General features: G+C 64.5%; 19 protein-coding genes. 14 read left to right on the plus strand and 5 right to left on the minus strand.

Annotation, left to right across the window (positions count from 1 at the left end; translation table 11 throughout):
* Positions 1–57 precede the first annotated feature (57 nt).
* From mupP to ACWKV7_RS08320, 3 genes are all read right to left on the minus strand, one after another.
* On the minus strand, positions 58–729 hold the full coding sequence (gene mupP, locus ACWKV7_RS08310; protein ID WP_487249204.1) for an N-acetylmuramic acid 6-phosphate phosphatase MupP: 672 nt from the start codon (positions 727–729) through the stop codon (positions 58–60).
* Positions 730–734: 5 nt separating this feature from the next.
* Complete coding sequence (gene ubiG / locus ACWKV7_RS08315; RefSeq protein WP_483857194.1) at positions 735–1430, minus strand: bifunctional 2-polyprenyl-6-hydroxyphenol methylase/3-demethylubiquinol 3-O-methyltransferase UbiG; 696 nt, start codon at positions 1428–1430, stop codon at positions 735–737.
* 93 nt (positions 1431–1523) lie between these two features.
* Positions 1524–2864, minus strand: coding sequence for a TRZ/ATZ family hydrolase (locus ACWKV7_RS08320; protein WP_483857195.1), 1341 nt, complete (start codon positions 2862–2864; stop codon positions 1524–1526).
* Between the two features lie 113 nt (positions 2865–2977).
* Between ACWKV7_RS08320 and mtnA the strand changes: the two genes are divergently transcribed.
* From mtnA to lapB, 11 genes are all read left to right on the plus strand, one after another.
* Entirely contained in the window at positions 2978–4054 is a 1077-nt protein-coding gene (mtnA, locus tag ACWKV7_RS08325) for an S-methyl-5-thioribose-1-phosphate isomerase (protein ID WP_483857196.1), read from the plus strand.
* 125 nt (positions 4055–4179) lie between these two features.
* On the plus strand, positions 4180–6996 hold the full coding sequence (gene gyrA, locus ACWKV7_RS08330) for a DNA gyrase subunit A (RefSeq protein ID WP_483857197.1): 2817 nt from the start codon (positions 4180–4182) through the stop codon (positions 6994–6996).
* Between the two features lie 7 nt (positions 6997–7003).
* Positions 7004–8092, plus strand: a complete 1089-nt coding sequence (serC, locus tag ACWKV7_RS08335) for a 3-phosphoserine/phosphohydroxythreonine transaminase (RefSeq protein ID WP_483857198.1) — start codon at positions 7004–7006, stop codon at positions 8090–8092.
* Entirely contained in the window at positions 8092–9189 is a 1098-nt protein-coding gene (gene pheA, locus ACWKV7_RS08340; RefSeq protein WP_483857199.1) for a prephenate dehydratase, read from the plus strand. The genes serC and pheA overlap by 1 nt, the downstream gene beginning before the upstream one ends.
* An 86-nt stretch (positions 9190–9275) precedes the next feature.
* Complete coding sequence (hisC, locus tag ACWKV7_RS08345; protein ID WP_483857200.1) at positions 9276–10388, plus strand: histidinol-phosphate transaminase; 1113 nt, start codon at positions 9276–9278, stop codon at positions 10386–10388.
* Positions 10381–12621, plus strand: coding sequence for a bifunctional prephenate dehydrogenase/3-phosphoshikimate 1-carboxyvinyltransferase (locus ACWKV7_RS08350; protein ID WP_483857201.1), 2241 nt, complete (start codon positions 10381–10383; stop codon positions 12619–12621). Before hisC ends, ACWKV7_RS08350 begins: the two co-directional genes overlap by 8 nt.
* On the plus strand, positions 12621–13310 hold the full coding sequence (cmk, locus tag ACWKV7_RS08355; protein ID WP_483857202.1) for a (d)CMP kinase: 690 nt from the start codon (positions 12621–12623) through the stop codon (positions 13308–13310). The genes ACWKV7_RS08350 and cmk overlap by 1 nt, the downstream gene beginning before the upstream one ends.
* Positions 13311–13455: 145 nt before the next feature.
* The gene (gene rpsA, locus ACWKV7_RS08360) at positions 13456–15138 is read left to right on the plus strand and encodes a 30S ribosomal protein S1 (protein ID WP_483857203.1); all 1683 of its coding nucleotides are present in this window, start codon (positions 13456–13458) and stop codon (positions 15136–15138) included.
* Between the two features lie 219 nt (positions 15139–15357).
* Complete coding sequence (gene ihfB / locus ACWKV7_RS08365) at positions 15358–15642, plus strand: integration host factor subunit beta (protein ID WP_483857204.1); 285 nt, start codon at positions 15358–15360, stop codon at positions 15640–15642.
* 42 nt (positions 15643–15684) lie between these two features.
* Positions 15685–15990, plus strand: a complete 306-nt coding sequence (locus ACWKV7_RS08370) for a lipopolysaccharide assembly protein LapA domain-containing protein (RefSeq protein WP_483857205.1) — start codon at positions 15685–15687, stop codon at positions 15988–15990.
* 1 nt (position 15991) lies between these two features.
* Positions 15992–17179: a lipopolysaccharide assembly protein LapB gene (lapB, locus tag ACWKV7_RS08375; RefSeq protein ID WP_483857206.1), complete on the plus strand. Its 1188-nt coding sequence runs from the start codon at positions 15992–15994 to the stop codon at positions 17177–17179.
* 11 nt (positions 17180–17190) lie between these two features.
* Here the strand turns inward: lapB and ACWKV7_RS08380 are convergent, their stop codons facing one another.
* Complete coding sequence (locus ACWKV7_RS08380) at positions 17191–17571, minus strand: four-helix bundle copper-binding protein (RefSeq protein WP_483857207.1); 381 nt, start codon at positions 17569–17571, stop codon at positions 17191–17193.
* A gap of 384 nt (positions 17572–17955) precedes the next feature.
* Between ACWKV7_RS08380 and ACWKV7_RS08385 the strand changes: the two genes are divergently transcribed.
* From ACWKV7_RS08385 to ACWKV7_RS08395, 3 genes are all read left to right on the plus strand, one after another.
* The gene (locus ACWKV7_RS08385) at positions 17956–18882 is read left to right on the plus strand and encodes an esterase/lipase family protein (protein WP_483857208.1); all 927 of its coding nucleotides are present in this window, start codon (positions 17956–17958) and stop codon (positions 18880–18882) included.
* 105 nt (positions 18883–18987) lie between these two features.
* On the plus strand, positions 18988–20052 hold the full coding sequence (locus ACWKV7_RS08390; RefSeq protein WP_483857209.1) for a lipase secretion chaperone: 1065 nt from the start codon (positions 18988–18990) through the stop codon (positions 20050–20052).
* 21 nt (positions 20053–20073) lie between these two features.
* Entirely contained in the window at positions 20074–21849 is a 1776-nt protein-coding gene (locus ACWKV7_RS08395; protein ID WP_483857210.1) for a hybrid sensor histidine kinase/response regulator, read from the plus strand.
* Here the strand turns inward: ACWKV7_RS08395 and ACWKV7_RS08400 are convergent.
* Positions 21818–22435, minus strand: a complete 618-nt coding sequence (locus tag ACWKV7_RS08400) for a response regulator (protein ID WP_483857211.1) — start codon at positions 22433–22435, stop codon at positions 21818–21820. The two genes, ACWKV7_RS08395 and ACWKV7_RS08400, sit on opposite strands and share 32 nt — an antisense overlap.
* Positions 22436–22782: the final 347 nt, after the last annotated feature.

Raw genomic sequence — 22782 nt, forward strand, 5'->3', positions numbered from 1 at the left:
AGGGGCAATGGCCGGCTGTAGGGCGGGTGCAGCCCGCCAAGTTGCGTGGCGGCGGGTTCAGCACCCGCACAGGGCCTGGTCGAGCAGTCGGCGCAATTCCAGGGGATGGTCGATCACCGCGTCGGCGCCCCAGGAGCGCGGATTGTCCTGTGGGTGAATGTAGCCGTAGGTGACGGCAACGGTGCGGGTGCCCGCGGCGCGGCCGGACTCGATGTCGCGCAGGTCATCGCCGACGAACAACACGCTTGCCGGGTCCAGCCCGAGCGTGCTGCAGGCGAGCAGCAACGGCTCGGGGTCGGGCTTGCTGTTGGTCACGTGGTCGGGGCAGACCAGCACCGCCGAGCGCTCGGCGAGGCCCAGCTGCTGCATGATCGGCTCGGCGTAGCGCACCGGCTTGTTGGTCACCACGCCCCAGGTCAGGCCGGCGCGCTCGATCTCGGCGAGCAGCTCGGGCATGCCGTCGTAGGGGTGGCTGAGTACCGCGCAGTGCGCTTGGTAGCGCTCGAGGAATTCCAGGCGCAGCGCCTCGAACTCGGCGGCGAACGGGTCCACATCGAAGGCGTTGATCACCATGGCGCGGGCGCCGCCGGAGACCACGTCGCGCACCGTCGCTTCCGTTACTGGCGGCAGTTGCCGAGCGGCACGCATGGCCTGGATCACCGCGATGAAGTCCGGCGCCGTATCCAGCAGGGTGCCGTCCATATCGAAAAGTACTGCTTGTAGACGCATGCGCCTCACTCCTCGCGCAGGGTCTGGATCATGTAGTTGACGTCGACGTCCGCGGCCAGCTTGTAGTGCTTGGTCAGGGGGTTGTAGGTCAGGCCGACGATGTCCTTCAGCGTCAGGCCGGTGGCGCGGCACCAACTGCCGAGCTCCGAGGGGCGGATGAATTTCTTGAAATCGTGGGTGCCACGCGGAAGCAGCTTGAGCAGGTACTCGGCGCCGATCACGGCGAACAGGTAGGCCTTGGGATTGCGGTTGATGGTCGAGAAGAACACCTGCCCGCCAGGCTTGACCAGTGTGTGGCAGGCGCGGATCACCGAGGATGGATCGGGCACGTGCTCGAGCATTTCCAGGCAGGTGACGACGTCGAACTGGCCGGGCATTTCGTCGGCCAGGGCTTCGGCGGTGACCTGCCGATAGTCCACCTCGACCCCGGACTCCAGCTGGTGCAGTCGGGCCACCGCCAGCGGTGCCTCGCCCATGTCGATACCCAGTACCTGGGCGCCGCGCAGGGCCATGGCTTCGCTGAGGATGCCGCCGCCGCAGCCGACGTCCAGCACCTTCTTGCCGGCCAGGCCGGCGCGCTCGTCGATCCAGTTGACGCGCAGCGGGTTGATGTCGTGCAGCGGTTTGAATTCACTCTCGCGGTCCCACCAACGATGGGCCAGGGCTTCGAATTTGGCGATTTCGGCGTGATCGACGTTCATGTTGGTCCTTGGTAAAGCTGAAAGCGGAAAGCCTGGGCGGTGGCATCCAGGCGTCGAATCATCTCTTGGCCGATGGCGGTTCCCGCATGAGCGTCAGGCTGCGGGCTTCGAACTTCCGGCAATCTTTCGGCCCCATTCGCCGGCGGTCGCGATCAGGCGTTGTTCGTCGAGGCGTGTCAGGTGGCCGTCGTCGAGCAGTTGCTTGCCACCAACCCAGACGTGCCTCACGCAGTCCCGGCCGCAGGCGTAGATCAATTGCGACACTGCGTCGTAGACCGGCTGCTGGGCCAGGCCACGAAGGTCGAGGGCGATCACGTCGGCCGCCTTGCCGACCTCCAGCGAGCCGACCTGATCGTCCATGCCCAGCGCGCGGGCGCCGTTCAGCGTCGCCATGCGCAGCGCGCGGTGGGCGTCCAGCGCGACGGCCGAGCCGGCGACGGCCTTGGCCAGCAGGGCGGCGGTACGGGTCTCGCCGAGCAGGTCGAGGTCGTTGTTGCTGGCCGCGCCGTCGGTGCCGATGGCGACGTTGACACCGGCCTGCCACAGGCGTTCCACCGGGCAGAAACCGCTGGCCAGCTTGAGGTTGGATTCAGGGCAATGGATCACGCTGCTGTTGCTTTCTACCAGCAGGGCCAGGTCTTCGTCGTTGATTTGGGTCATGTGCACGGCCTGGAAGCGCGGGCCGAGCAGGCCGAGGCGGGCAAGGCGGGCCAGCGGGCGCTCGCCGTACTGCTGCAAGGCCTGCTCGACCTCGAAGGCAGTCTCGTGCACGTGCATGTGGATACCGGCATCCAGCTGTTCGGCAAGCATGCGGATGTTTTCCAGCTTGTCGTCGCTCACCGTATAGGGCGCATGGGGGCCGAAGGAAACCTTCAGGCGCGGGTGCTGCTTGAGGTCGTCGAATAGTTGCAGGCCGTGGCGGATGGCCTCGTCGGCATCCAGTGCGCCCGGAATCGGGAAGTCCAGTACCGGCACGGTGAGTTGCGCGCGCACCCCGGCGTTGTGCATCGCCTGGCTGGCCACGTGGGGAAAGAAATACATGTCGGAGAAGCAGGTGATGCCGCCCTTGAGCTGTTCGGCGATGGCCAGTTCGGTGCCGTCGCGAACGAAGCTCTCGTCCACCCACTTGGCTTCGGCCGGCCAGATGTGGCCTTCCAGCCAGGTCATCAGCGGCAGGTCGTCGGCCAGGCCGCGGAACAGGCTCATCGCGGCGTGGCCGTGGGCGTTCACCAGGCCGGGCGCGAGCAGCATGCCGGGCAGTTCACGCACTTCCCGGGTCGGATGCTCGAGCGCTTCGGCGCGCGGGGCGATCAGCGCGATGCGGCCGTCGCGAATGCCGAGCCCGTGATCCTGCAATACCACCCCGGCGGGCTCCACCGGCACCAGCCAGGTTGGCAGGAGCAAAAGGTCGAGCGGAGCGGTCTGGTCGAGCATGGCGAAGCGTCCTGATGGCTTATATAAAAGAGACCGAAGTATACCCGAGCGTCTTGGCGGTGGGCTCGCTATAATCGGCGGCTTTTTTGGTTTCTGAATGTGAGGGGTATGCCATGCGCGAGCAACTGCTGGCGGCGGAGAAAGTGAAGGCCATCGATTGGCGCGATGGCGTTCTGTACCTGCTCGACCAGCGCCTGCTGCCTCTGCAGGAGGTGTGGCTGGGCTATTCCGATGCCGCGGGCGTGGCCGAGGCGATCCGCTCCATGGTGGTGCGCGGGGCGCCGGCCATCGGCATCAGTGCGGCGTATGGGGTGGTGCTCGGTGCGCGGGCGCGCCTGGCCGCGGGCGGCGACTGGCGCTCGGCGCTGGCCGAAGACTTCCAGGTGCTGGCCGATTCACGGCCGACGGCGGTCAACCTGTTCTGGGCGCTCAATCACATGCAGGAGCGCCTGGATCGCCTGAAGGAAGGCGACGATGCGCTGGCGGTGCTGGAGGCCGAGGCGATTTCGATTCACCAGAGCGATCGCGAAGCCAACCTGACCATGGCCCAGCTCGGCGTCGACCTGATCCGCAAGCATCAGGGCAACGCGCAGGCGCTGCTCACCCATTGCAATACCGGTGCGCTGGCCACGGGCGGCTTCGGTACCGCGCTGGGGGTTATCCGCGCGGCCTATCTGGAGGGGTTGGTCGAGCGTGTCTATGCCGACGAAACCCGACCCTGGCTGCAGGGGTCGCGGCTCACTGCCTGGGAGTTGGCGGGCGAGGGCATTCCGGTCAGCCTGAATGCCGACTCGGCGGCGGCGCACCTGATGAAGACCAAGGGCATCACCTGGGTCATCGTTGGCGCCGACCGCATCACCGCCAACGGCGACGTGGCCAACAAGATCGGCACCTACCAACTGGCGGTGAACGCCATGCACCACGGCGTGCGCTTCATGGTGGTGGCGCCCAGCTCGACCATCGACATGAGCCTGGAAAGCGGCGAGGACATTCCCATCGAAGAGCGTGATGGCCGCGAACTGTTGGAAGTCGGCGGGCAGCGTATTGCCGCCGACGTGGAGGCGATCAATCCGGTGTTCGATGTCACCCCGGCCGACCTGGTCGATGCCATCGTCACCGAGAAGGGCGTGGTCGAACGCCCCGATGCCGCCAAGATGGCGCAATTGATGTGCCGAAAGCGCTTGCATTGAAGTGCTCGGCCGCCTGGCGATGCTGTTATCCGGATGCTTCCGGCTTGAGGCTTGCCGCCGCCGTCTGTGTTACTATCCGGCGCTTCCCGCTGGACCTCGCGTACTACTAAGGAACCTGGCTTCTTATGGGCGAACTGGCCAAAGAAATCCTCCCGGTCAACATCGAAGACGAGCTGAAACAGTCCTATCTCGACTACGCCATGAGCGTGATTGTCGGGCGTGCCCTGCCGGATGCGCGTGATGGCCTGAAGCCCGTGCACCGCCGCGTGCTGTTCGCCATGAGCGAACTGGGCAACGACTGGAACAAGCCGTACAAGAAATCCGCCCGTGTGGTCGGTGACGTCATCGGTAAATACCATCCCCACGGCGACACCGCGGTGTACGACACCATCGTGCGCATGGCGCAGCCGTTCTCGTTGCGCTACATGCTGGTCGACGGCCAGGGCAACTTCGGTTCGGTGGACGGCGACAACGCCGCGGCCATGCGATATACCGAAGTGCGCATGGCCAAGCTGGCCCATGAGCTGTTGGCCGACCTGGACAAGGAAACCGTCGACTGGGTGCCCAACTACGATGGCACCGAGCAGATCCCGGCGGTCATGCCGACCAAGATTCCCAACCTGCTGGTCAACGGCTCGTCGGGCATCGCGGTGGGCATGGCCACCAACATCCCCCCGCACAACCTCGGCGAAGTGATCGACGGTTGCCTGGCGCTTATCGAAAACCCCGAGCTGACCGTCGATGAGCTGATGCAGTACATCCCCGGTCCGGACTTTCCGACCGCGGGCATCATCAACGGCCGTGCCGGCATCATCGAGGCCTATCGCACCGGTCGCGGGCGCATCTACATGCGTGCCCGCGCCGAGGTCGAGGACATCGACAAGGTTGGCGGCCGCCAGCAGATCGTCATCACCGAGCTGCCCTACCAGCTGAACAAGGCACGCCTGATCGAGAAGATCGCCGAGCTGGTGAAGGAGAAAAAGCTCGAAGGCATCACCGAGCTGCGCGACGAGTCCGACAAGGACGGCATGCGCGTGGTCATCGAGCTGCGTCGCGGCGAAGTGCCGGAGGTGATCCTCAACAACCTCTACGCGCAGACCCAGCTGCAGAGCGTGTTCGGCATCAACGTGGTGGCGCTGGTCGATGGCCAGCCGCGCACCATGAACCTCAAGGACATGCTCGAAGTATTCGTCCGCCACCGCCGCGAAGTGGTGACCCGGCGGACCGTCTACGAGCTGCGCAAGGCCCGCGAGCGCGGTCATATCCTCGAGGGTCAGGCGGTCGCGCTGTCGAACATCGATCCGGTCATAGAAATGATCAAGACCTCGCCGACCCCGGCCGAGGCCAAGGAGCGGCTGATCGCCGCCGCCTGGGAGTCCAGTGCGGTGGAAGCCATGGTCGAGCGCGCCGGTGCCGACTCCTGCCGTCCGGAAGACCTCGATCCGCAGTACGGCCTGCGCGAGGGCAAGTACTACCTGTCTCCGGAGCAGGCCCAGGCGATCCTCGACCTGCGTCTGCATCGCCTGACCGGCCTGGAGCATGAAAAGCTGCTGGCCGAGTACCAGGAAATCCTCGCCCAGATCGGCGAGCTGATCCGCATCCTCACCAATCCCGCGCGGCTGATGGAAGTCATCCGCGAGGAGCTGGAGAAGGTCAAGGCCGAATTCGGCGATGCCCGTCGCACCGAGATCGTCGCCTCCCACGTCGACCTGACCATTGCCGACCTGATCACCGAGGAAGATCGCGTGGTCACCATCTCCCATGGCGGCTATGCCAAGTCCCAGCCGTTGGCCGCCTACCAGGCCCAGCGTCGCGGCGGTCGCGGCAAGTCGGCCACCGGGGTGAAGGACGAGGACTACATCGAGCACCTGCTGGTCGCCAACAGCCATGCCACGCTGCTGCTGTTCTCCAGTAAGGGCAAGGTCTACTGGCTGCGCACCTTCGAGATACCCGAAGCGTCGCGCACCGCCCGTGGCCGCCCACTGGTCAACCTGCTGCCGCTGGACGAGGGCGAGCGCATCACCGCGATGCTGCAGATCGACCTGGAGGCGCTGCAGCGCGAAGCCGGTGACGAGGACGAGATCGAAGACGCCGAGGGCGTGGTGCTCGAAGGCGAGGTGGTCGAAGCCGAGGCTGAGGAGATCGAGGGCGACACGCCCGAACTGGTCGCGGAGCCGACTGGTGCCTACATCTTCATGGCCACTGCCTTCGGCACCGTGAAGAAAACGCCGCTGGCCCACTTCAGCCGGCCGCGTTCCAGCGGCCTGATCGCACTACGCCTGGATGAGGGCGACACGCTGATCGCCGCCGCCATTACCGACGGTGCCAAGGAAGTCATGCTGTTCTCCAGCGGTGGCAAAGTCATCCGCTTCGCCGAGAGCGTAGTGCGCACCATGGGTCGTACGGCCCGTGGCGTGCGCGGCATGCGCCTGGGCAAGGATCAACAGCTGATTTCCATGCTGATCCCGGAAACCGGCGCACAGATCCTCACCGCGTCCGAGCGCGGCTTCGGCAAGCGCACCAGCCTCGGCAAGTTCCCACGTCGTGGCCGTGGCGGCCAGGGCGTGATCGCCATGGTCATCAACGAGCGCAACGGCAAGCTGGTGGGCGCCATCCAGGTTCAGGACGGCGAGGAAATCATGCTGATTTCCGACCAGGGAACCCTGGTCCGGACCCGTGTGGACGAGGTGTCCAGTTCCGGTCGCAACACCCAGGGCGTGACCCTGATCAAGCTGGCCAGCGACGAGAAGCTGGTGGGCCTGGAGCGTGTGCAGGAGCCGTCCATCGAGGAAGAGCTGGAAGGGATCGAGGCCTCGCTCGACGAGGAGCTGCGTGAGAAAGAAATGCCGGTGGTCAGCACCGAGCCCGACGCCGACGAGCTGCTGCCGGGCGGTGTAAGCGATGTGCCGCCGGATGTCGTGCCGACCGATGATGAAGAGTGACCTGTAGATGAGCAGTCAACGCGCCCATAACTTCTGCGCCGGTCCGGCCGCACTGCCCGAGGCGGTGTTGCAGCGTGCCCAGGCGGAACTCCTCGACTGGCAGGGCAAGGGCCTGTCGGTCATGGAAATGAGCCATCGCAGCGACGAGTTCGTCGCCATCGCCGAGAGGGCCGAGCAGGACTTGCGCGATCTGCTCGGCATTCCGTCGAACTACAAGGTGCTGTTCCTCCAGGGTGGCGCCAGCCAGCAGTTCGCCCAGATACCGCTGAACCTGCTGCCCGAAGACGGCAAGGCCGACTACATCGATACCGGCATCTGGTCGAAGAAGGCCATCGAGGAAGCGCAGCGCTACGGTGCGGTAAATATCGCCGCCAGCGCCAAGTCGTTCGACTACTTCACCATTCCCGGGCAGAACGACTGGCAGCTATCGAAGGACGCCGCCTACGTGCATTACACGCCGAACGAAACCATCGGCGGCCTGGAGTTCGGCTGGATACCCGAGGTGGGCGACGTGCCGCTGGTGGCGGATATGTCTTCCACCATCCTTTCGCGACCGCTGGACGTCTCGCGCTTCGGCCTGATCTATGCCGGCGCGCAGAAGAACATCGGCCCGTCCGGCCTGGTCGTGGTGATCGTGCGCGAAGACCTGCTCGGTCGTGCCCGCGCCATCTGCCCGACCATGCTCGACTACAAGGTCGCCGCCGACAACGGCTCCATGTACAACACCCCGCCAACCCTGGCCTGGTACCTGGCCGGCCTGATCTTCCAGTGGCTGAAGGAACAGGGCGGTGTCGAGGCCATGGGCAAGGTCAACGAGCGCAAGCAGCGCAAGCTGTACGACTTCATCGACGCCAGCGGCCTGTACACCAACCCCATCGCCAGGAACGACCGGTCCTGGATGAACATTCCATTCCGCCTGGCCGACGAGAAGCTCGACAAGCCGTTCCTCGCCGGCGCCGAGGCTCGTGGCCTGCTCAATCTCAAGGGGCACCGCTCGGTCGGTGGCATGCGCGCCTCGATCTACAACGCCGTTGGCGAGGCGTCTGTCGATGCCCTGCTGGCCTACATGGCGGAGTTCGAGAAGGAGCACGGCTGATGAGCGAGAAAGACCAGCTCAATGCGCTGCGCCTGCGCATCGATAACCTGGACGAGAAGATTCTCGACCTGATCAGCGAGCGTGCCCGCTGTGCCCAGGACGTCGCGCGGGTGAAGATGCAGTCGCTGCCGGAAGGCGAGAAGCCGGTGTTCTATCGGCCCGAGCGCGAAGCCTGGGTGCTCAAGCACATCATGGAGCGCAACCAGGGGCCGCTGGACAATGAGGAAATGGCGCGGTTGTTCCGCGAAATCATGTCCTCCTGCCTGGCGCTTGAGCAGCCGCTGAAGGTCGCCTACCTCGGTCCGGAAGGTACCTTCTCCCAGGCGGCGGCGACCAAGCATTTCGGCCACGCGGTGATCAGCGTGCCGATGGCGGCCATCGACGAGGTATTCCGCGAAGTCGCCGCCGGTGCGGTCAACTTTGGCGTGGTGCCGGTGGAGAACTCCACCGAAGGCGCGATCAACCACACCCTCGACAGCTTCCTCGAGCACGACATGGTGATCTGCGGCGAGGTCGAGCTGCGCATCCACCACCACCTGTTGGTGGGCGAGAACACCAAGACCGACAAGATCACTCGTATCTATTCCCACGCCCAGTCCCTGGCCCAGTGCCGCAAGTGGCTGGACTCGCACTACCCGAGCGTCGAGCGGGTGGCGGTGTCGAGCAACGCCGATGCGGCCAAGCGGGTGAAGAGCGAGTGGAACTCGGCAGCCATCGCCGGTGATATGGCAGCCAATCTCTACGGCCTGACCAAGCTCGCCGAAAAAATCGAGGACCGCCCGGACAACTCCACGCGCTTCCTTATCATCGGCAGCCAGGAAGTGCCGCCGACCGGCGACGACAAGACCTCGGTCATCGTTTCCATGTGCAACAAGCCGGGTGCGTTGCATGAGCTGCTTGTGCCGTTCCACAACAACGGCATCGACCTGACCCGTATCGAAACCCGCCCGTCCCGCAGTGGCAAATGGACCTACGTGTTCTTCATCGACTTCATCGGCCACCACAAGGACCCGCTGATCAAGGACGTGCTGGAAAAGATCAACCAGGAAGCCGTGGCGCTCAAGGTGCTGGGGTCCTATCCGAAGGCGGTACTTTAAACACAGCCGCAAGCTCCAAGCGACAAGCCCCAAGCGGTCCCGCCCGGCTTTTCCTGCAGCTTGCCGCTCGAGGTTCGAGGCTTGCGATGAGTTGCGACTTTCTGACCCTGGCTCAGCCAGGGGTGCAAAAGCTGTCCCCCTATGTGCCGGGCAAACCGGTGGACGAATTGGCCCGCGAGCTGGGCCTGGACCCGGCGAAGATCGTCAAGCTGGCCAGCAACGAGAACCCACTGGGCCCCAGCCCCAGCGCGCTTGAAGCGATTCGCGGCGAACTCGCCGAGCTGACCCGCTATCCCGATGGCAACGGTTTCGACCTCAAGCGCAAGCTGGCCGAGCGCTGCGGTGTGGCCCCGCCCCAGGTGACCCTCGGCAACGGCTCCAACGACATCCTCGAACTGGTCGCCCGCGCCTATCTGGCGCCGGGGCTCAATGCCGTGTTCAGCCAGCACGCCTTTGCCGTCTACCCGATCGTCACCCAGGCCGTCGGTGCCGAAGGGCGGGCGGTGCCGGCCAAGAACTGGGGGCACGACCTTGAAGCCATGCTCGCCGCCATCGACGACCACACCCGGGTGGTGTTCGTCGCCAACCCGAACAACCCCACCGGCACCTGGTTCGGCGCCCAGGCGTTGGCCGACTTCCTCGCCCGGGTACCCGAGCAGGTATTGGTGGTGCTGGACGAGGCCTACATCGAGTACGCCGAGGGTAGTGAGCTGCCGGACGGGCTGGACTACCTGGCCCAGTACGGCAACCTGCTGGTCTCGCGCACCTTCTCCAAGGCGTTCGGTCTCGCCGCGCTGCGGGTCGGCTACGGCATTTCCTCCGCGGCCACTGCCGACGTGCTCAACCGTGTGCGCCAGCCGTTCAACGTCAACAGCCTGGCGCTGGCAGCCGCCTGCGCCGCGCTGGACGACACCGATTACCTCGCCGAAAGCCGGCGGCTCAACGATGCGGGCATGGCGCAGTTGGAGGCAGGGTTTCGAGAGCTGGGTCTCGACTGGATACCGTCCAAGGGCAACTTCATTGCCGTTGATCTGGGGCGCGATGCCGCGCCCCTTTACCAGGCACTCTTGCGCGAGGGCGTGATCGTGCGTCCGGTGGCCAGCTACGGCATGCCGAGCTTCCTGCGCATTTCCATCGGCCTGCCGGAGGAGAATGCCCGCTGCCTGGAGGCGCTGGCCAAGGTGCTCGGTCGTGGTTGATGTCATGCCGCTGCAACAGGGTGCGCCTATCTTCGGCCGCCTGGTGGTCATCGGTCTCGGGTTGATCGGCGGATCCTTTGCCAAGGGCTTGCGTGAGCGCGGGCTGTTCTTCGAGGTGGTCGGCGTCGACCTGGACCCGGAGTCCTGCCGCATCGCCGTCGAGCGTGGCGTGGTGGACCGCTGCGAGAGCGATCTGGCGACCGCCTGTCGCGGCGCCGATGTGATCCAGATGGCGGTGCCGATCCTGGCGATGGAGCGCCTGTTGGCGGAGATGGCCAGGATCGATCTCGGCGATGCCGTGCTTACCGATGTCGGTAGCGCCAAGGGCAATGTGGTGCGCGCGGCGCGGCTGGCATTCGGCGGCATGCCGGCGCGCTTCGTGCCGGGGCATCCGATAGCCGGTTCCGAACAAAGCGGGGTGGAGGCGGCCAAAGGCAGTCTGTTTCGGCGGCACAAGGTCATCCTGACTCCCCAGGACAATGTCGACCCGGCAGCGCTGACCCGGGTCGAGTTGCTCTGGCGGGAGCTGGGTGCCGACGTCGAGCGCATGCAGGTCGAGCATCATGACGAGGTGCTCGCGGCGACCAGCCACCTGCCCCATCTGCTGGCCTTTGGGTTGGTGGACTCGCTGGCCAAGCGCAGTGAGAATTTGGAGATTTTCCGCTATGCCGCCGGGGGGTTTCGCGACTTCACGCGAATCGCCGGCAGCGATCCGGTGATGTGGCACGACATCTTCCTCGCCAACCGCGAGGCGGTGCTGCGCATCCTGGACGCGTTTCGCGGCGACCTGGACGCTTTGCGCGCGGCGGTCGACGCAGGGGATGGGCATCAACTGCTGGGCGTGTTCACCCGCGCCCGGGTGGCCCGCGAGCATTTCAGCAAAATTTTGGCCCGTCGGGCCTATGTGGACGCCATGCATTCGAACAATCTGATTTTCCTCGCCCAGCCGGGCGGCAGCCTCTCCGGTCGCATTCGCGTGCCGGGCGACAAGTCCATCTCCCACCGCTCGATCATGCTCGGCTCGCTGGCCGAAGGTACCACCGAGGTGGAAGGCTTCCTGGAAGGCGAGGATGCCCTGGCGACCCTGCAGGCGTTTCGCGACATGGGCGTGGTGATCGAAGGCCCCCACCACGGTCGGGTGACCATCCATGGCGTCGGCCTGCATGGCCTCCAACCGCCGCCCGGGCCGCTCTACCTCGGTAACTCGGGCACTTCCATGCGCCTGCTCGCTGGCCTGCTCGCCGCCCAGTCGTTCGACACCACCCTGACCGGCGACGCCTCCCTGTCGAAACGGCCAATGAATCGCGTGGCCAAGCCGCTGCGGGAGATGGGCGCGCAGATCGAGACCGCCCCGGAAGGTCGCCCGCCGCTGACTATCCGCGGTGGCCGCCGCCTCGGCGGCATGACCTACGAGATGCCGATGGCCAGCGCCCAGGTGAAATCCTGCCTGCTGCTGGCCGGCCTCTATGCTGCCGGCTCCACCACCGTCATCGAACCGGCGCCGACCCGTGACCACACCGAGCGCATGCTGCGCGGCTTCGGCTATCCAGTGCAGGTCGAGGGCAATGCTGCGACCGTCGAGTCCGGGCACACGCTCAAAGCCAGCCACATCGAAGTGCCTGCGGACATCTCCTCGGCTGCCTTCTTCCTGGTCGCGGCGAGCATCGCTGACGGCTCCGAACTGGTGTTGGAGCACGTCGGTATCAATCCGACCCGCACCGGGGTGATCGACATCCTGCGCCTGATGGGTGGCGACATCACCCTGGAAAACCAGCGCGAAGTCGGCGGTGAGCCCGTGGCGGACCTGCGCGTGCGCAGCGCCAGGCTCAAGGGCATCGACATCCCCGAGCACCTTGTGCCGCTGGCCATCGACGAGTTCCCGGTGCTGTTCGTCGCCGCGTCCTGCGCCGACGGGCGGACCGTGCTGCGCGGTGCCGAGGAGCTGCGAGTCAAGGAGTCGGACCGCATCCAGGTGATGGCAGACGGGCTGCAGACCCTGGGGATCCGTGCCGAGCCGACGCCGGACGGCATCGTTATCGAAGGCGGCCAGCTCGGCGGCGGCGAAGTCTACAGTCACGGCGATCATCGCATCGCCATGGCCTTCAGCGTCGCCTCGCTGCGTGCCGGCGCCCCGATTCGCATCCATGATTGCGCCAACGTCGCCACCTCCTTCCCGAATTTCCTTGGCTTGGCCGCTCAGGCCGGCATCCGCGTGGCCGAGGAGGGCAAGTGATGACTGCTCCGGTTCCGGTCATCGCCATCGACGGGCCCAGCGGTTCGGGCAAGGGCACCATTGCCGGCATCCTCGCCAGGAAACTGGGCTGGAGCCTGCTGGACTCAGGGGCCCTGTACCGCCTGCTGGCGTTTGCCGCGCGCAACCATGGCGTCGATCTGACCAACGAGGAAGCGCTCAAGGTCCTGGCCGCGCATCTGGACGTGCAGTTCGTCGCCGCGGGGAAAGGGCAGGGCCAGCGCATCGTTCTCGAAGGCGAAGAGGTGACCGAGTCGATTCGCAACGAGCAGGTCGGCGCCGGTGCCTCCCAGGTCGCCGCGCTGCCAGCGGTGCGCGAAGCCCTTCTGCAGCGCCAGCGGGCCTTCCTTGAGGCACCGGGCCTGGTGGCCGATGGTCGGGACATGGGCACCGTCGTGTTCCCCGATGCACCGCTGAAGGTTTTTCTCACCGCCAGCGCCGAAGAACGCGCCAGGCGGCGCTACCTTCAGTTGAAGGCCAAGGGGGATGATGTTAGTCTGAGTAGTCTGCTAGACGAGATTCGTGCGCGTGACGAACGCGACACCCAGCGAGCCGTCGCCCCGCTGAAGCCGGCGCCCGACGCCATTCAGCTGGATTCCACGGAACTCTCCATCGAGCAGGTGCTGGAAAGAATTCTGAGCGAAGTCGCCAATCGCGATCTCGCCGGATGACCAGGCCGCAGGAATTCTTCCCGGTCTGACAAGGAGGCGTGCGGGGGACCAGTCCGAGTCCCGCAGGCCTTTTTTACATAACGAACCCACATTGTCTGGAGTGTGGTTTGGGCAGATTCCCTGCCCTTGATCAACAGGAATCAACATGAGCGAAAGCTTTGCAGAACTTTTTGAAGAAAGCCTGAAATCCCTCGACATGCAGCCGGGTGCCATCATCACCGGCATCGTGGTCGACATCGACGGTGACTGGGTCACCGTGCATGCCGGCCTCAAGTCCGAGGGCGTCATCCCGGTCGAGCAGTTCTACAACGAACAAGGCGAATTGACCATCAGCGTGGGTGACGAAGTTCACGTTGCGCTGGATGCGGTTGAAGATGGCTTCGGTGAAACCAAGCTGTCCCGCGAAAAAGCCAAGCGCGCCGAGTGCTGGATTGTTCTGGAAGCTGCTTTCGCTGCTGAAGAAGTGGTCAAGGGCGTTATCAACGGCAAGGTTAAAGGCGGCTTCACCGTTGATGTCAACGGCATCCGCGCGTTCCTGCCGGGCTCCCTGGTTGATGTCCGCCCGGTGCGTGATACCACTCACCTGGAAGGCAAAGAGCTGGAGTTCAAGGTCATCAAGCTCGACCAGAAGCGCAACAACGTTGTCGTTTCCCGTCGCAGCGTGCTGGAAGCCGAGAACAGCGCCGAGCGCGAAGCCCTGCTGGAATCCCTGCAGGAAGGCCAGCAGGTCAAAGGTATCGTCAAGAACCTCACCGACTACGGTGCGTTCGTCGACCTGGGCGGCGTAGACGGCCTGCTGCACATCACCGACATGGCCTGGAAGCGCATCAAGCATCCGTCCGAGATCGTCAATGTGGGTGACGAGATCGACGTCAAGGTCCTGAAGTTCGACCGCGAGCGCAACCGCGTCTCCCTGGGTCTGAAGCAACTGGGCGAAGATCCGTGGGTCGCCATCAAGGCCCGCTATCCGGAAGGCACCCGCGTTACCGCGCGCGTTACCAACCTCACCGACTACGGCTGCTTCGCCGAGCTGGAAGAGGGCGTGGAAGGTCTGGTGCACGTTTCCGAAATGGATTGGACCAACAAGAACATCCACCCGTCCAAGGTCGTTCAGGTCGGCGACGAAGTGGAAGTTCAGGTTCTGGACATCGACGAAGAGCGTCGTCGTATCTCCCTGGGCATCAAGCAGTGCAAGTCCAACCCGTGGGAAGACTTCTCCAGCCGCTTCAACAAGGGCGACAAGATCTCCGGCACCATCAAGTCGATCACCGATTTCGGTATCTTCATCGGCCTGGAAGGCGGCATCGATGGTCTGGTTCACCTGTCCGACATCTCCTGGAACGAAGCCGGTGAAGAAGCCGTGCGTCGCTTCAAGAAGGGCGACGAGCTGGATACCGTCATCCTCTCCGTCGATCCGGAGCGCGAGCGCATTTCCCTGGGCATCAAGCAGCTGGAAGACGATCCGTTCTCCAACTACGCGTCGCTCAACGAGAAGGGCACCATCGTTCGCGGTACCGTCAAGTCGGTAGACGCCAAGGGCGCCATCATCGACCTCGGCAACGATATCGAAGCGACCCTGAAAGCCTCCGAAATCAGTCGTGACCGCGTTGAAGATGCGCGCAACGTGCTGAAGGAAGGCGAGGAAGTCGAAGCCAAGATCATCAGCATCGACCGCAAGTCCCGCGTGATCAGCCTGTCCATCAAGTCCAAAGACGTCGAAGACGAGAAGGATGCGATGAAAGAGCTGCGCACCAAGCAGGAAGTAGAAAGCACTGGTCCGACCACCATCGGTGATCTGATCCGCGCGCAGATGGAAAATCAGGGCTAATCCTGACGATCCGCAAAAAGGGTGACTTCGGTCGCCCTTTTTTGTGCCCGCGCGGTGCGATGCATTTCGCTTGGCGTTACCTGGTCATGGTTCCACTCTCGTTCTTCAGGCCTGTATCTCCCTCTGGGCAAGCGCTTCGCGGTTAGGCTGTTCAAACCCTGGCGAGCATGCTAAAACCACTACCAGCTGATCTAGCCGCTTGAAAAAGAAGGGAAAACCATGACCAAGTCGGAGTTGATCGAACGAATAGTCACCCACCAGGGGCTGCTCTCGTCGAAGGATGTGGAGCTGGCCATCAAGACCATGCTGGAGCAGATGTCCCAGGCATTGGCGACGGGGGACCGTATCGAAATCCGCGGTTTCGGCAGTTTTTCTTTGCACTACCGTGCGCCGCGAGTGGGGCGCAATCCGAAGACCGGCCAGGCTGTGCGCCTGGACGGCAAGTTCGTTCCCCACTTCAAGCCGGGCAAGGAGTTGCGTGACCGGGTCAATGAAGACGAATAAACGCGCCGTTGCGCTCTTTCTATCTCGCCCAGGGAGCCGCTGATGCAGGGAATCAAGCGAATCATCCTCACGGCAGCTGCTCTGCTGCTTGCCCTCGTTACCTTGATCTTCATTCTGGAGAACCAGCAGCCGGTCGGGCTGGTGTTCTTCGGGTGGTCTGCGCCGGCCTTGCCGGTGGCCGTCTACATCGCCTGTGCCTTTTTGCTGGGTTTTTTGCTGGTGCTCCTGCTCGACTGGCTGCGGCTTGGCCGTTTGCGCATGAAGCTGTCGTCGCAGCAACGCGAACTGCAGGCCTACCACAAGCGCCTGGAGGAGCTGTCGACCCGGCAGCAGGTCGAACAGCATTGATATGCATGACGTGCTCTGGCTAGGGCTGTTCGTCCTGGCGATAGCTTGCGGCTGGCTGCTCGGCCGCTTCGATCCCTTGCGCTTGTCGCGTTCCCGGTCTCCAACCAGTTCCCCTCCACCGTATGCCTATCTGCTGGACAACCAGCCGGACGAGGCATTGCAACGCATGCTCGAGGGGCTCGAAATCAACGAACAGACCCTGGACACCCATTTCGCCGTAGGCCGTTTGTTGCGCAAGCGTGGCGAGGTCGGCAAGGCGATCCAGGTGCATCAGAACCTGCTGCTCGCTCCCCAGCTTACGCAGGCGCAGTCGATTCAGGTTCGGTTGGCGCTGGCGGAAGACTTTCTCGCCGCCGGGGTATTGTCGCGCGCCGAGAAGCTGTTTCTTGAACTGATAGAGCATCAGGAGGTGCTGAAGCCGGCCAGCAAGGGGCTGTTGCGCATCTACGAGCAAGAACGGGAATGGCCCAGGGCGATTGCTATTGCCGAGTCGCTGGTGGCGAAGGATGGCGTCTATCGCACGGTGTGCGCCCACTACCATTGCGAACTGGCCGAGCGCTGTCTGCGCCGTGGCGAATACCTCGAATGCCGGCAGCACTTGGCGCACGCGTTGCGTGCCGATCCATCCTGCGTGCGTGCCAGCCTGCTCCTGGCCGCGCTGGAAGAGCGCCAGGGGCGCTATGCCGAGGCGCTGGATGCGTTGATCGAGGTGCGCCTTCAACAGCCGATTTTCGTTGGCGAATCCCTGGAGGCACTGCAGCGCTGCGCCGAACAGTTGGGGGCTCGTTTTGATCTGCAGGCCTACCTGCACGAGGTGCTGGCCGCAAACAGGCAGTGCGCGCCTGCCGTGAGCCTGCTGTTGGCGAGGCAGGCTGCCGGGCGCAACCCAGTGGAAGCGAGCCAGCTGCTGCAGGAGCAACTTCGTCGCAGCCCGTCCTTGGAGGGCATGAAGAGCCTACTCGAGCTGAGCATCGAGCAGACCGCCGTCGGCAGCCAGCAGGATGTCCTGGCTACCCTCGCAGAGGCCATCGAGCGACTGGCGGCGACGCAGCCGCGCTATCGCTGTGAGCGCTGTGGATTTGCCGGGAAGCTATTGCACTGGCAGTGCCCGGCGTGTCATGGCTGGGGTGTGCTCAAGCCATCGATGGGCGAGGAACCGGGCAAGACCAGGGTGCTTTCGCTGCACTAGGCGCGGTTTACTCATTTGGCCGACATGACCTGTTTCTTCTCGGCGTTCTGCACGCTCAAGGCGGCAGGCGCTATCGCCTCGCATTCGTCCACGCAGTGCTGGCAGGTCTGCGCGCATTGTCGGCAGTGATCGTGTGCGTGCTTGGTGCACTCCTCGACGCAGGCCTGGCAGGCAATGGCGCTGAGCCGGCAGATCTCGTCCACCAGCACACTTTCCCGGGCCATCAGGCGGGCGGCGAGTCGACACATGTCGGCACAGTCGCGGGCGAGCCCGATGCAAGTGGTCAGGTCTTTCAGATTGCCTTCCTGCAGGCAGGCCGCGGCACAGTGTTCACAGGCGATGGCGCAGGCGTTGCAGGCTTGGATGCAGGAGGCATAGCGTTGCGGAGTCATACGCGGTTCTCCGATTGCGGGTGGCAATAGATAGTGGACTGGCAGCGGTTGCGAGGGTTCGCATGCAACTGACGGGCGGGCCAGGGCGACCGGGGTGGGTGTCGCCGGGCCGTACTGGTGCTCGCTGGTGTGTAGTCGGCTTGGAAAGTTCCTGGGGAGTTCGCACGCTTCTCATCTTCCGCGACTTCTGCACGCGATGACGTTTCATGTAGCCCGTTGCTCCGGTGGGCTGCTCTTCGCGCGGGTAAATCTGTCAACAGACCCTAGGGATGGTCAGGCGGCGCTTCACCCATCTGGGCGATGGGGGAGGGCGGGGCTACCCCATAGACTTGCCTCCACACCGGATGCCGTTCCCCGGTGCTCACAAAAATAAAGGAGGCATTCATGCGTCGCGTACTCTCCATAAGTCTTGCCGCCATGGCCCTCGCCGGGGCTGTCGAGGCCCAGGCTGGCTATACCCAGACCAAGTATCCAATCGTCCTGGTCCACGGTGTCACCGGTTTCGACACCATTGGTGGCCTGGTCAACTACTTTCATACCGTGCCCTGGAATCTCGAGCGCGATGGTGCCAAGGTCTACCTGGCCAGCGTCGCGGCATTCAACGACAGCGAACAGCGTGGCGCAGAGCTGGCCCGGCAGATAGTGCCCTGGGCTACCGCCAACGGCGGCAAGGTCAACCTGATCGGACACAGCCAGGGTTCGCCGACGTCGCGAGTAGCCGCCTCGCTGCGCCCTGACCTGGTGGCTTCGGTGACCTCGGTCAACGGCGTCAACAAGGGCTCCAAGGTGGCCGACGTGGTGCGCGGCATCATCCCGCCAGGCAGCTACATCGAGGGCGGTGCAGCTGCCGTCGCGAATGCCCTGGGCGCGATGATCAATCTGCTCTCCGGCGGCGGGAATCAGCAGAATGCCCTGGCCGCGCTGTACACCCTGACCACCCCCGGCACCGCCGCGCTGAACAGTCGCCATCCCTGGGGCGTCAACAATTCCAGTTACTGTGCGCAATCGACCGAGATGCAGAACGTGCGCGGCCACAGCATTCGCTACTACTCCTGGACCGGCAACACCTCCTACACCAACGTGTTCGATGGCATCGATCCGTTCCTGGCCATCACCGGCCTGGCGTTTGGCAGCGAGAAGAACGACGGTCTGGTCGGCACCTGCTCCACCTATCTCGGGCAGATGCTTGGCGACAGCTACAACATGAACCATGCCGATGCGGTGAACCACCTGTTCGGTATTCGTGGCTGGACCGATCCGGTATCGCTCTACCGCCAACACGCCAACCGCTTGAAGAACAAGGGCATTTGATCCGGTAAACAGGTTTCGCTGGTCACTACCGGTGACCAGTGGATGAAGGGTGCTTGCGTTGGCAGGAAGCCACGCAGGCTCCTGGCCGGACTTGGAGAGTGATCGATGTCGCCGCGTAGTCTGTTTGCTTCCGCCGTGCTGCTGACCCTGGTCGGTGCCGGCTTGACTCTTTACTGGCAATGGCCCGAGCCGCCTGCCATGCCCGCCGCCCAGGCGCCTGCGGTGCCCGCTCAGCCCACTCCCCGGCAGCCGCTCGTGCAGATCCGGCCGGACCCGGCGGGCTCGCACTCCCTTCGTCAGCCGCTGGTACCGGCCATGGCCGATACCGAGGTCGACGGAGAGTTGAAAACCGATGCCGCGGGCAACCTGGTGCTCGACCTTGCGGTGCGGGATTACCTTGACTACTTCCTCAGCGCCGTGGACCAGGTCGGACTGGAGGCAGCGATCGGTGCCATGGTGGAAGACGCCAGCGGCCGCCTGCAGGAGCCTGCCTTGGGGCAGTTCTCGCGCCTGCTCGCCGATTACCTTGATTACAAACGAGCCAGCATGGAATTGCTGCAGCAACCACTGAGCATGGCCCAGCAGAGCCAGCCGCAAGAGCAACTGATTGCCTTGCAACAGGCGTTCGACCGTCTTGCCCAATTGCGTCGAGCTCACCTGAACGCGGCTGCGGTGGAGGCGTTCTTCGGTGCGGAGGAGGCCTACGCCCGCTATACCCTTGAGAGCCTGGCCATACAGAGCCGCGAGGACCTGTCCCCGGGTGCCAAGGCCGCTGCCGTCGAGGCGGTACGAGGGCAGCTGCCCGAAGCCCTGCGTGCCAGCGAAGTGCGCCAGGCCGAGATCGCGGAACGCCAAGCGCAAGGCGAGCGGATGTTGCGCCAAGGCGCCAGCGAAGAACAGATGCGAAGCTTCCTTGCCATGACCTATGATCCCCCCACTGTCGAGCGTCTGCTCGCCGAACAGCGAGCCGAGCGCGACTGGCAGCGCCGCTATGACGACTACCGCAAGGAAGTCGCGGCACTGCAGAAGAGCGGCTTGAGCGAGGCGGATCGGGCACAGGAAGGCCAGCGCTTGCGCCAGCGCCTGTTCGACGCCGATGACTTGCACCGGGTGGAGACCTATGACGCGATTGCCGCGAAGCAGACCGCTCTCGCCAATTCCAGCCCCTAGCTGCCTGGCGGCGGGCTGTCGATGAGCCTGGGCCAGGAACAGGAAGAACGCCTTCTGCTGGCCCAACAGCGCAGCGGCTACCGCGGGCTGCGTTTCGTCGACGAACTGGAGCGCCTGTTCGCCGAACATCGCATGCAGCGCATCCGCCGGCGCCTGCTGCTGATCGCCAGCGCCGCTGGCGGTTTTCAGTTGGTCTACACGCTGCTGGATTTTCTGCTGATGCCGCTGTCGGTGGCCCGGTCGGTGCTGCCGCTGCGCCTGCTCGCCTTGGGCAGCGTACTGCTGGTGTATTTCTACTGCCGCGAGGCGCAGCGTTCGCCACGCTCGGCGCAATGGGCCTATGCGGCCGCCTATGGGGTCAATGGAGCCTGCGTGGCGGCAATCATCCATGTCTGCTGGTCGCAGGGCGTACCCATGCCTTACGAGGGACTGTTCCTGATCCTGCTGTTCGGCTACGTGCTGCTCGGCCTATCTTTCCGTGCCGCCAGCAGTTCCGCCTGGGCCTTCTGCGGGTTCTTCCTGTTGCTCGGGCTACTGTTCACCGATGGCGGCCCCAGCCTGGGCTACCAGGGGCTGTTCCTCGGTTGTGCCAATCTGATCGGCAGCGTGGGTGCCTACATTCAGGAGCATGGCCAGCGCGGCGCCTGGCTGAATCTTCGCCTGCTCGATCTGGCCCGTCAGCGAGCCGAGGCGGACGACGCGCGCAAGCTGCGCCTGCTCGCCGCAGCCAGCCACGATCTGCGGCAGCCGTTGAATGCCATGGGGCTGTATGCCCAGCACTTGCTCGAGCGGGTGCGCGAACCGCATACCCGTCAGATCAGTGCGCGTCTGGCGACCTCGGTGGAGCAGCTCGGGCGTCTCCTGCAATCCCTGCTCGACTACACCCGTCTGACTTTGCCCGGCGGGGTGCAGGCCAAGCCCGAGCCGTTGCCGCTGTGGCCTTTATTGACCCGGCTGTTGGCCGAGGCGCGGGCGGAGAAAGGCGATGCGGGCAGCGACCTGCAGTTGCGCTGCCAGGGCGAACTCTGGGTGCGTAGCGATCCACTGCTGCTGGAACGCCTGCTGCGCAACCTGCTCAACAATGCGCTGCGGCATGCCCAGGCCAGGCACGTCTGGTTGCACGCGGAGAAGGACGGCCATCAAGTGCGTATCGAGGTCGGCGACGATGGCCGCGGGCTGACTGAGGCAGAGCAGAAGTTGGTGTTCGAAGAGTTCCGCCAGTTGAACAATCCGGGGCGCAATTCGGAACTTGGCCTGGGCCTGGGCCTGGCCATCGTCCAGCAGCTCACGGCGCTGCTCGGTCATCGGTTGCGGTTGCTGTCCAGTCCAGGGCAGGGGGCGCGCTTTCAGCTCTGGTTGCCACTGACCAGCGCCGGCCCGACGCCGCCACAGGCCGCTCCCAGCCAGGTGCTGAGCGGCCGCATCCTCTTGCTGGAGGATGATGCGGCCGGGCGCGAAGCGCTTCAGGGGCTATTGCAGCGCTGGGGTTGCGAGGTCTGGGCCTGTGCCGACCTGCAGCAGGCGCTCACTCGTCTCGACGAGGCGCAACCGCAGGTGCTGATCAGCGACTACCGCCTGGCTGCGGAGGAGGATGGCTTGCGCGCTATCGAGCGCCTGCGCGAAGCTGCCGGCTGCATGTTGCCGGCGTTGTTGATCAGCGCCGATATCAGTCCCGAACTGCACGAGCGCTGCGTTCCGGCCCACATCACCCTGCTGGCCAAGCCGTTGCTGCCGGCGCGGCTGCGCCAGGCCCTGGCCGTGCTGGTCAGATCCACCCCCGCTGGCGTGCCGAGCTGACGCAGGCGGTGCGGGTGTGCACATCCAGCTCTTGGAACAGTGCCTTGAGATGCGTCTTTACCGTGTCCTCCGAGAGACCCAGCTGGCGGCTGATCGACTTGTTCGGCAGGCCCTGGGCCAATAGCAGCAGGATTTCCCGCTGGCGCGGCGTCAGTTGCGCGTGATCCGCCGGGGCTGGGGGCGGCAGGGTTTCGCCGAGTAGCACGCGGGTGACCGCCTGGCGCAGATCGTCGCCATCGGCGCTCTTCGGAATGAAGCCGAGGGCGCCGGCGGCCAGTGCCGCCTGGGCGTCCTGGCTGGAGTCGCTGGCGCTGAGAATGGCGACCGGGACCAGCCGGCCCTGCTGTTGCCAGCGTTGTAGCAGTGCCAGGCCGGGCATGTCCGGCAGGCGCAGATCGAGCAGGATCAGGTCGAAGTCGCGCCCTTCGAGCAGGGCCTCGGCTTCGGCGGCGCTTTGTGCGGTATGGATCTGCAGGCTGGGGCTGAGTTGGCCAAGGGCGAGGGCCAGGCCGTCGAGAAAGATTCGGTGGTCATCCACCAGTAGCAGGGAGAGATGCTCGGGCAGGCTGGTGCAAAGGGCAGTCATAGGTGTCTCTTGGCGACATTTATTATGTTTATTTGGCGCGACGCAAGTGTAACTCAGGTGGCGGCGAAGCCATTCTCCACAATGAAAAAACGCCTTCGTGCAACCGTTCCTGTCTCGGCGGACCTTGCAGATGCTGCTGTGCCCGGCCTGCGGACAATGACTTCGCCGGGCCAGCAGGGCGAGAGCCGGTATTGCCTCGGTGCGTCATCCCGCATTTTGGCAGAGGGCATGATGCCCATTGGCTGACCCCGGTTAAATGCGAAAGGTTCCCAGGTCAGCGGAGCTGTGGCAGGAAGGTTGTGATGCCGTGCTCGCGTTAAGGCACGGAGCTGCCTAGGGACGGCGCG

This window comes from Zestomonas ipomoeae, assembly GCF_057128665.1.

Bases quoted from the DNA above. Each gene is read 5' to 3' on its own strand.
- mupP (WP_487249204.1), bottom strand. From the start codon at position 729: ATGCGTCTACAAGCAGTACTTTTCGATATGGACGGCACCCTGCTGGAT.
- ubiG (WP_483857194.1), bottom strand. From the start codon at position 1,430: ATGAACGTCGATCACGCCGAAATCGCCAAATTCGAAGCCCTGGCCCAT.
- ACWKV7_RS08320 (WP_483857195.1), bottom strand. From the start codon at position 2,864: ATGCTCGACCAGACCGCTCCGCTCGACCTTTTGCTCCTGCCAACCTGG.
- mtnA (WP_483857196.1), top strand. From the start codon at position 2,978: ATGCGCGAGCAACTGCTGGCGGCGGAGAAAGTGAAGGCCATCGATTGG.
- gyrA (WP_483857197.1), top strand. From the start codon at position 4,180: ATGGGCGAACTGGCCAAAGAAATCCTCCCGGTCAACATCGAAGACGAG.
- serC (WP_483857198.1), top strand. From the start codon at position 7,004: ATGAGCAGTCAACGCGCCCATAACTTCTGCGCCGGTCCGGCCGCACTG.
- pheA (WP_483857199.1), top strand. From the start codon at position 8,092: ATGAGCGAGAAAGACCAGCTCAATGCGCTGCGCCTGCGCATCGATAAC.
- hisC (WP_483857200.1), top strand. From the start codon at position 9,276: ATGAGTTGCGACTTTCTGACCCTGGCTCAGCCAGGGGTGCAAAAGCTG.
- cmk (WP_483857202.1), top strand. From the start codon at position 12,621: ATGACTGCTCCGGTTCCGGTCATCGCCATCGACGGGCCCAGCGGTTCG.
- rpsA (WP_483857203.1), top strand. From the start codon at position 13,456: ATGAGCGAAAGCTTTGCAGAACTTTTTGAAGAAAGCCTGAAATCCCTC.
- ihfB (WP_483857204.1), top strand. From the start codon at position 15,358: ATGACCAAGTCGGAGTTGATCGAACGAATAGTCACCCACCAGGGGCTG.
- ACWKV7_RS08370 (WP_483857205.1), top strand. From the start codon at position 15,685: ATGCAGGGAATCAAGCGAATCATCCTCACGGCAGCTGCTCTGCTGCTT.
- lapB (WP_483857206.1), top strand. From the start codon at position 15,992: ATGCATGACGTGCTCTGGCTAGGGCTGTTCGTCCTGGCGATAGCTTGC.
- ACWKV7_RS08380 (WP_483857207.1), bottom strand. From the start codon at position 17,571: ATGACTCCGCAACGCTATGCCTCCTGCATCCAAGCCTGCAACGCCTGC.
- ACWKV7_RS08385 (WP_483857208.1), top strand. From the start codon at position 17,956: ATGCGTCGCGTACTCTCCATAAGTCTTGCCGCCATGGCCCTCGCCGGG.
- ACWKV7_RS08390 (WP_483857209.1), top strand. From the start codon at position 18,988: ATGTCGCCGCGTAGTCTGTTTGCTTCCGCCGTGCTGCTGACCCTGGTC.
- ACWKV7_RS08395 (WP_483857210.1), top strand. From the start codon at position 20,074: ATGAGCCTGGGCCAGGAACAGGAAGAACGCCTTCTGCTGGCCCAACAG.
- ACWKV7_RS08400 (WP_483857211.1), bottom strand. From the start codon at position 22,435: ATGACTGCCCTTTGCACCAGCCTGCCCGAGCATCTCTCCCTGCTACTG.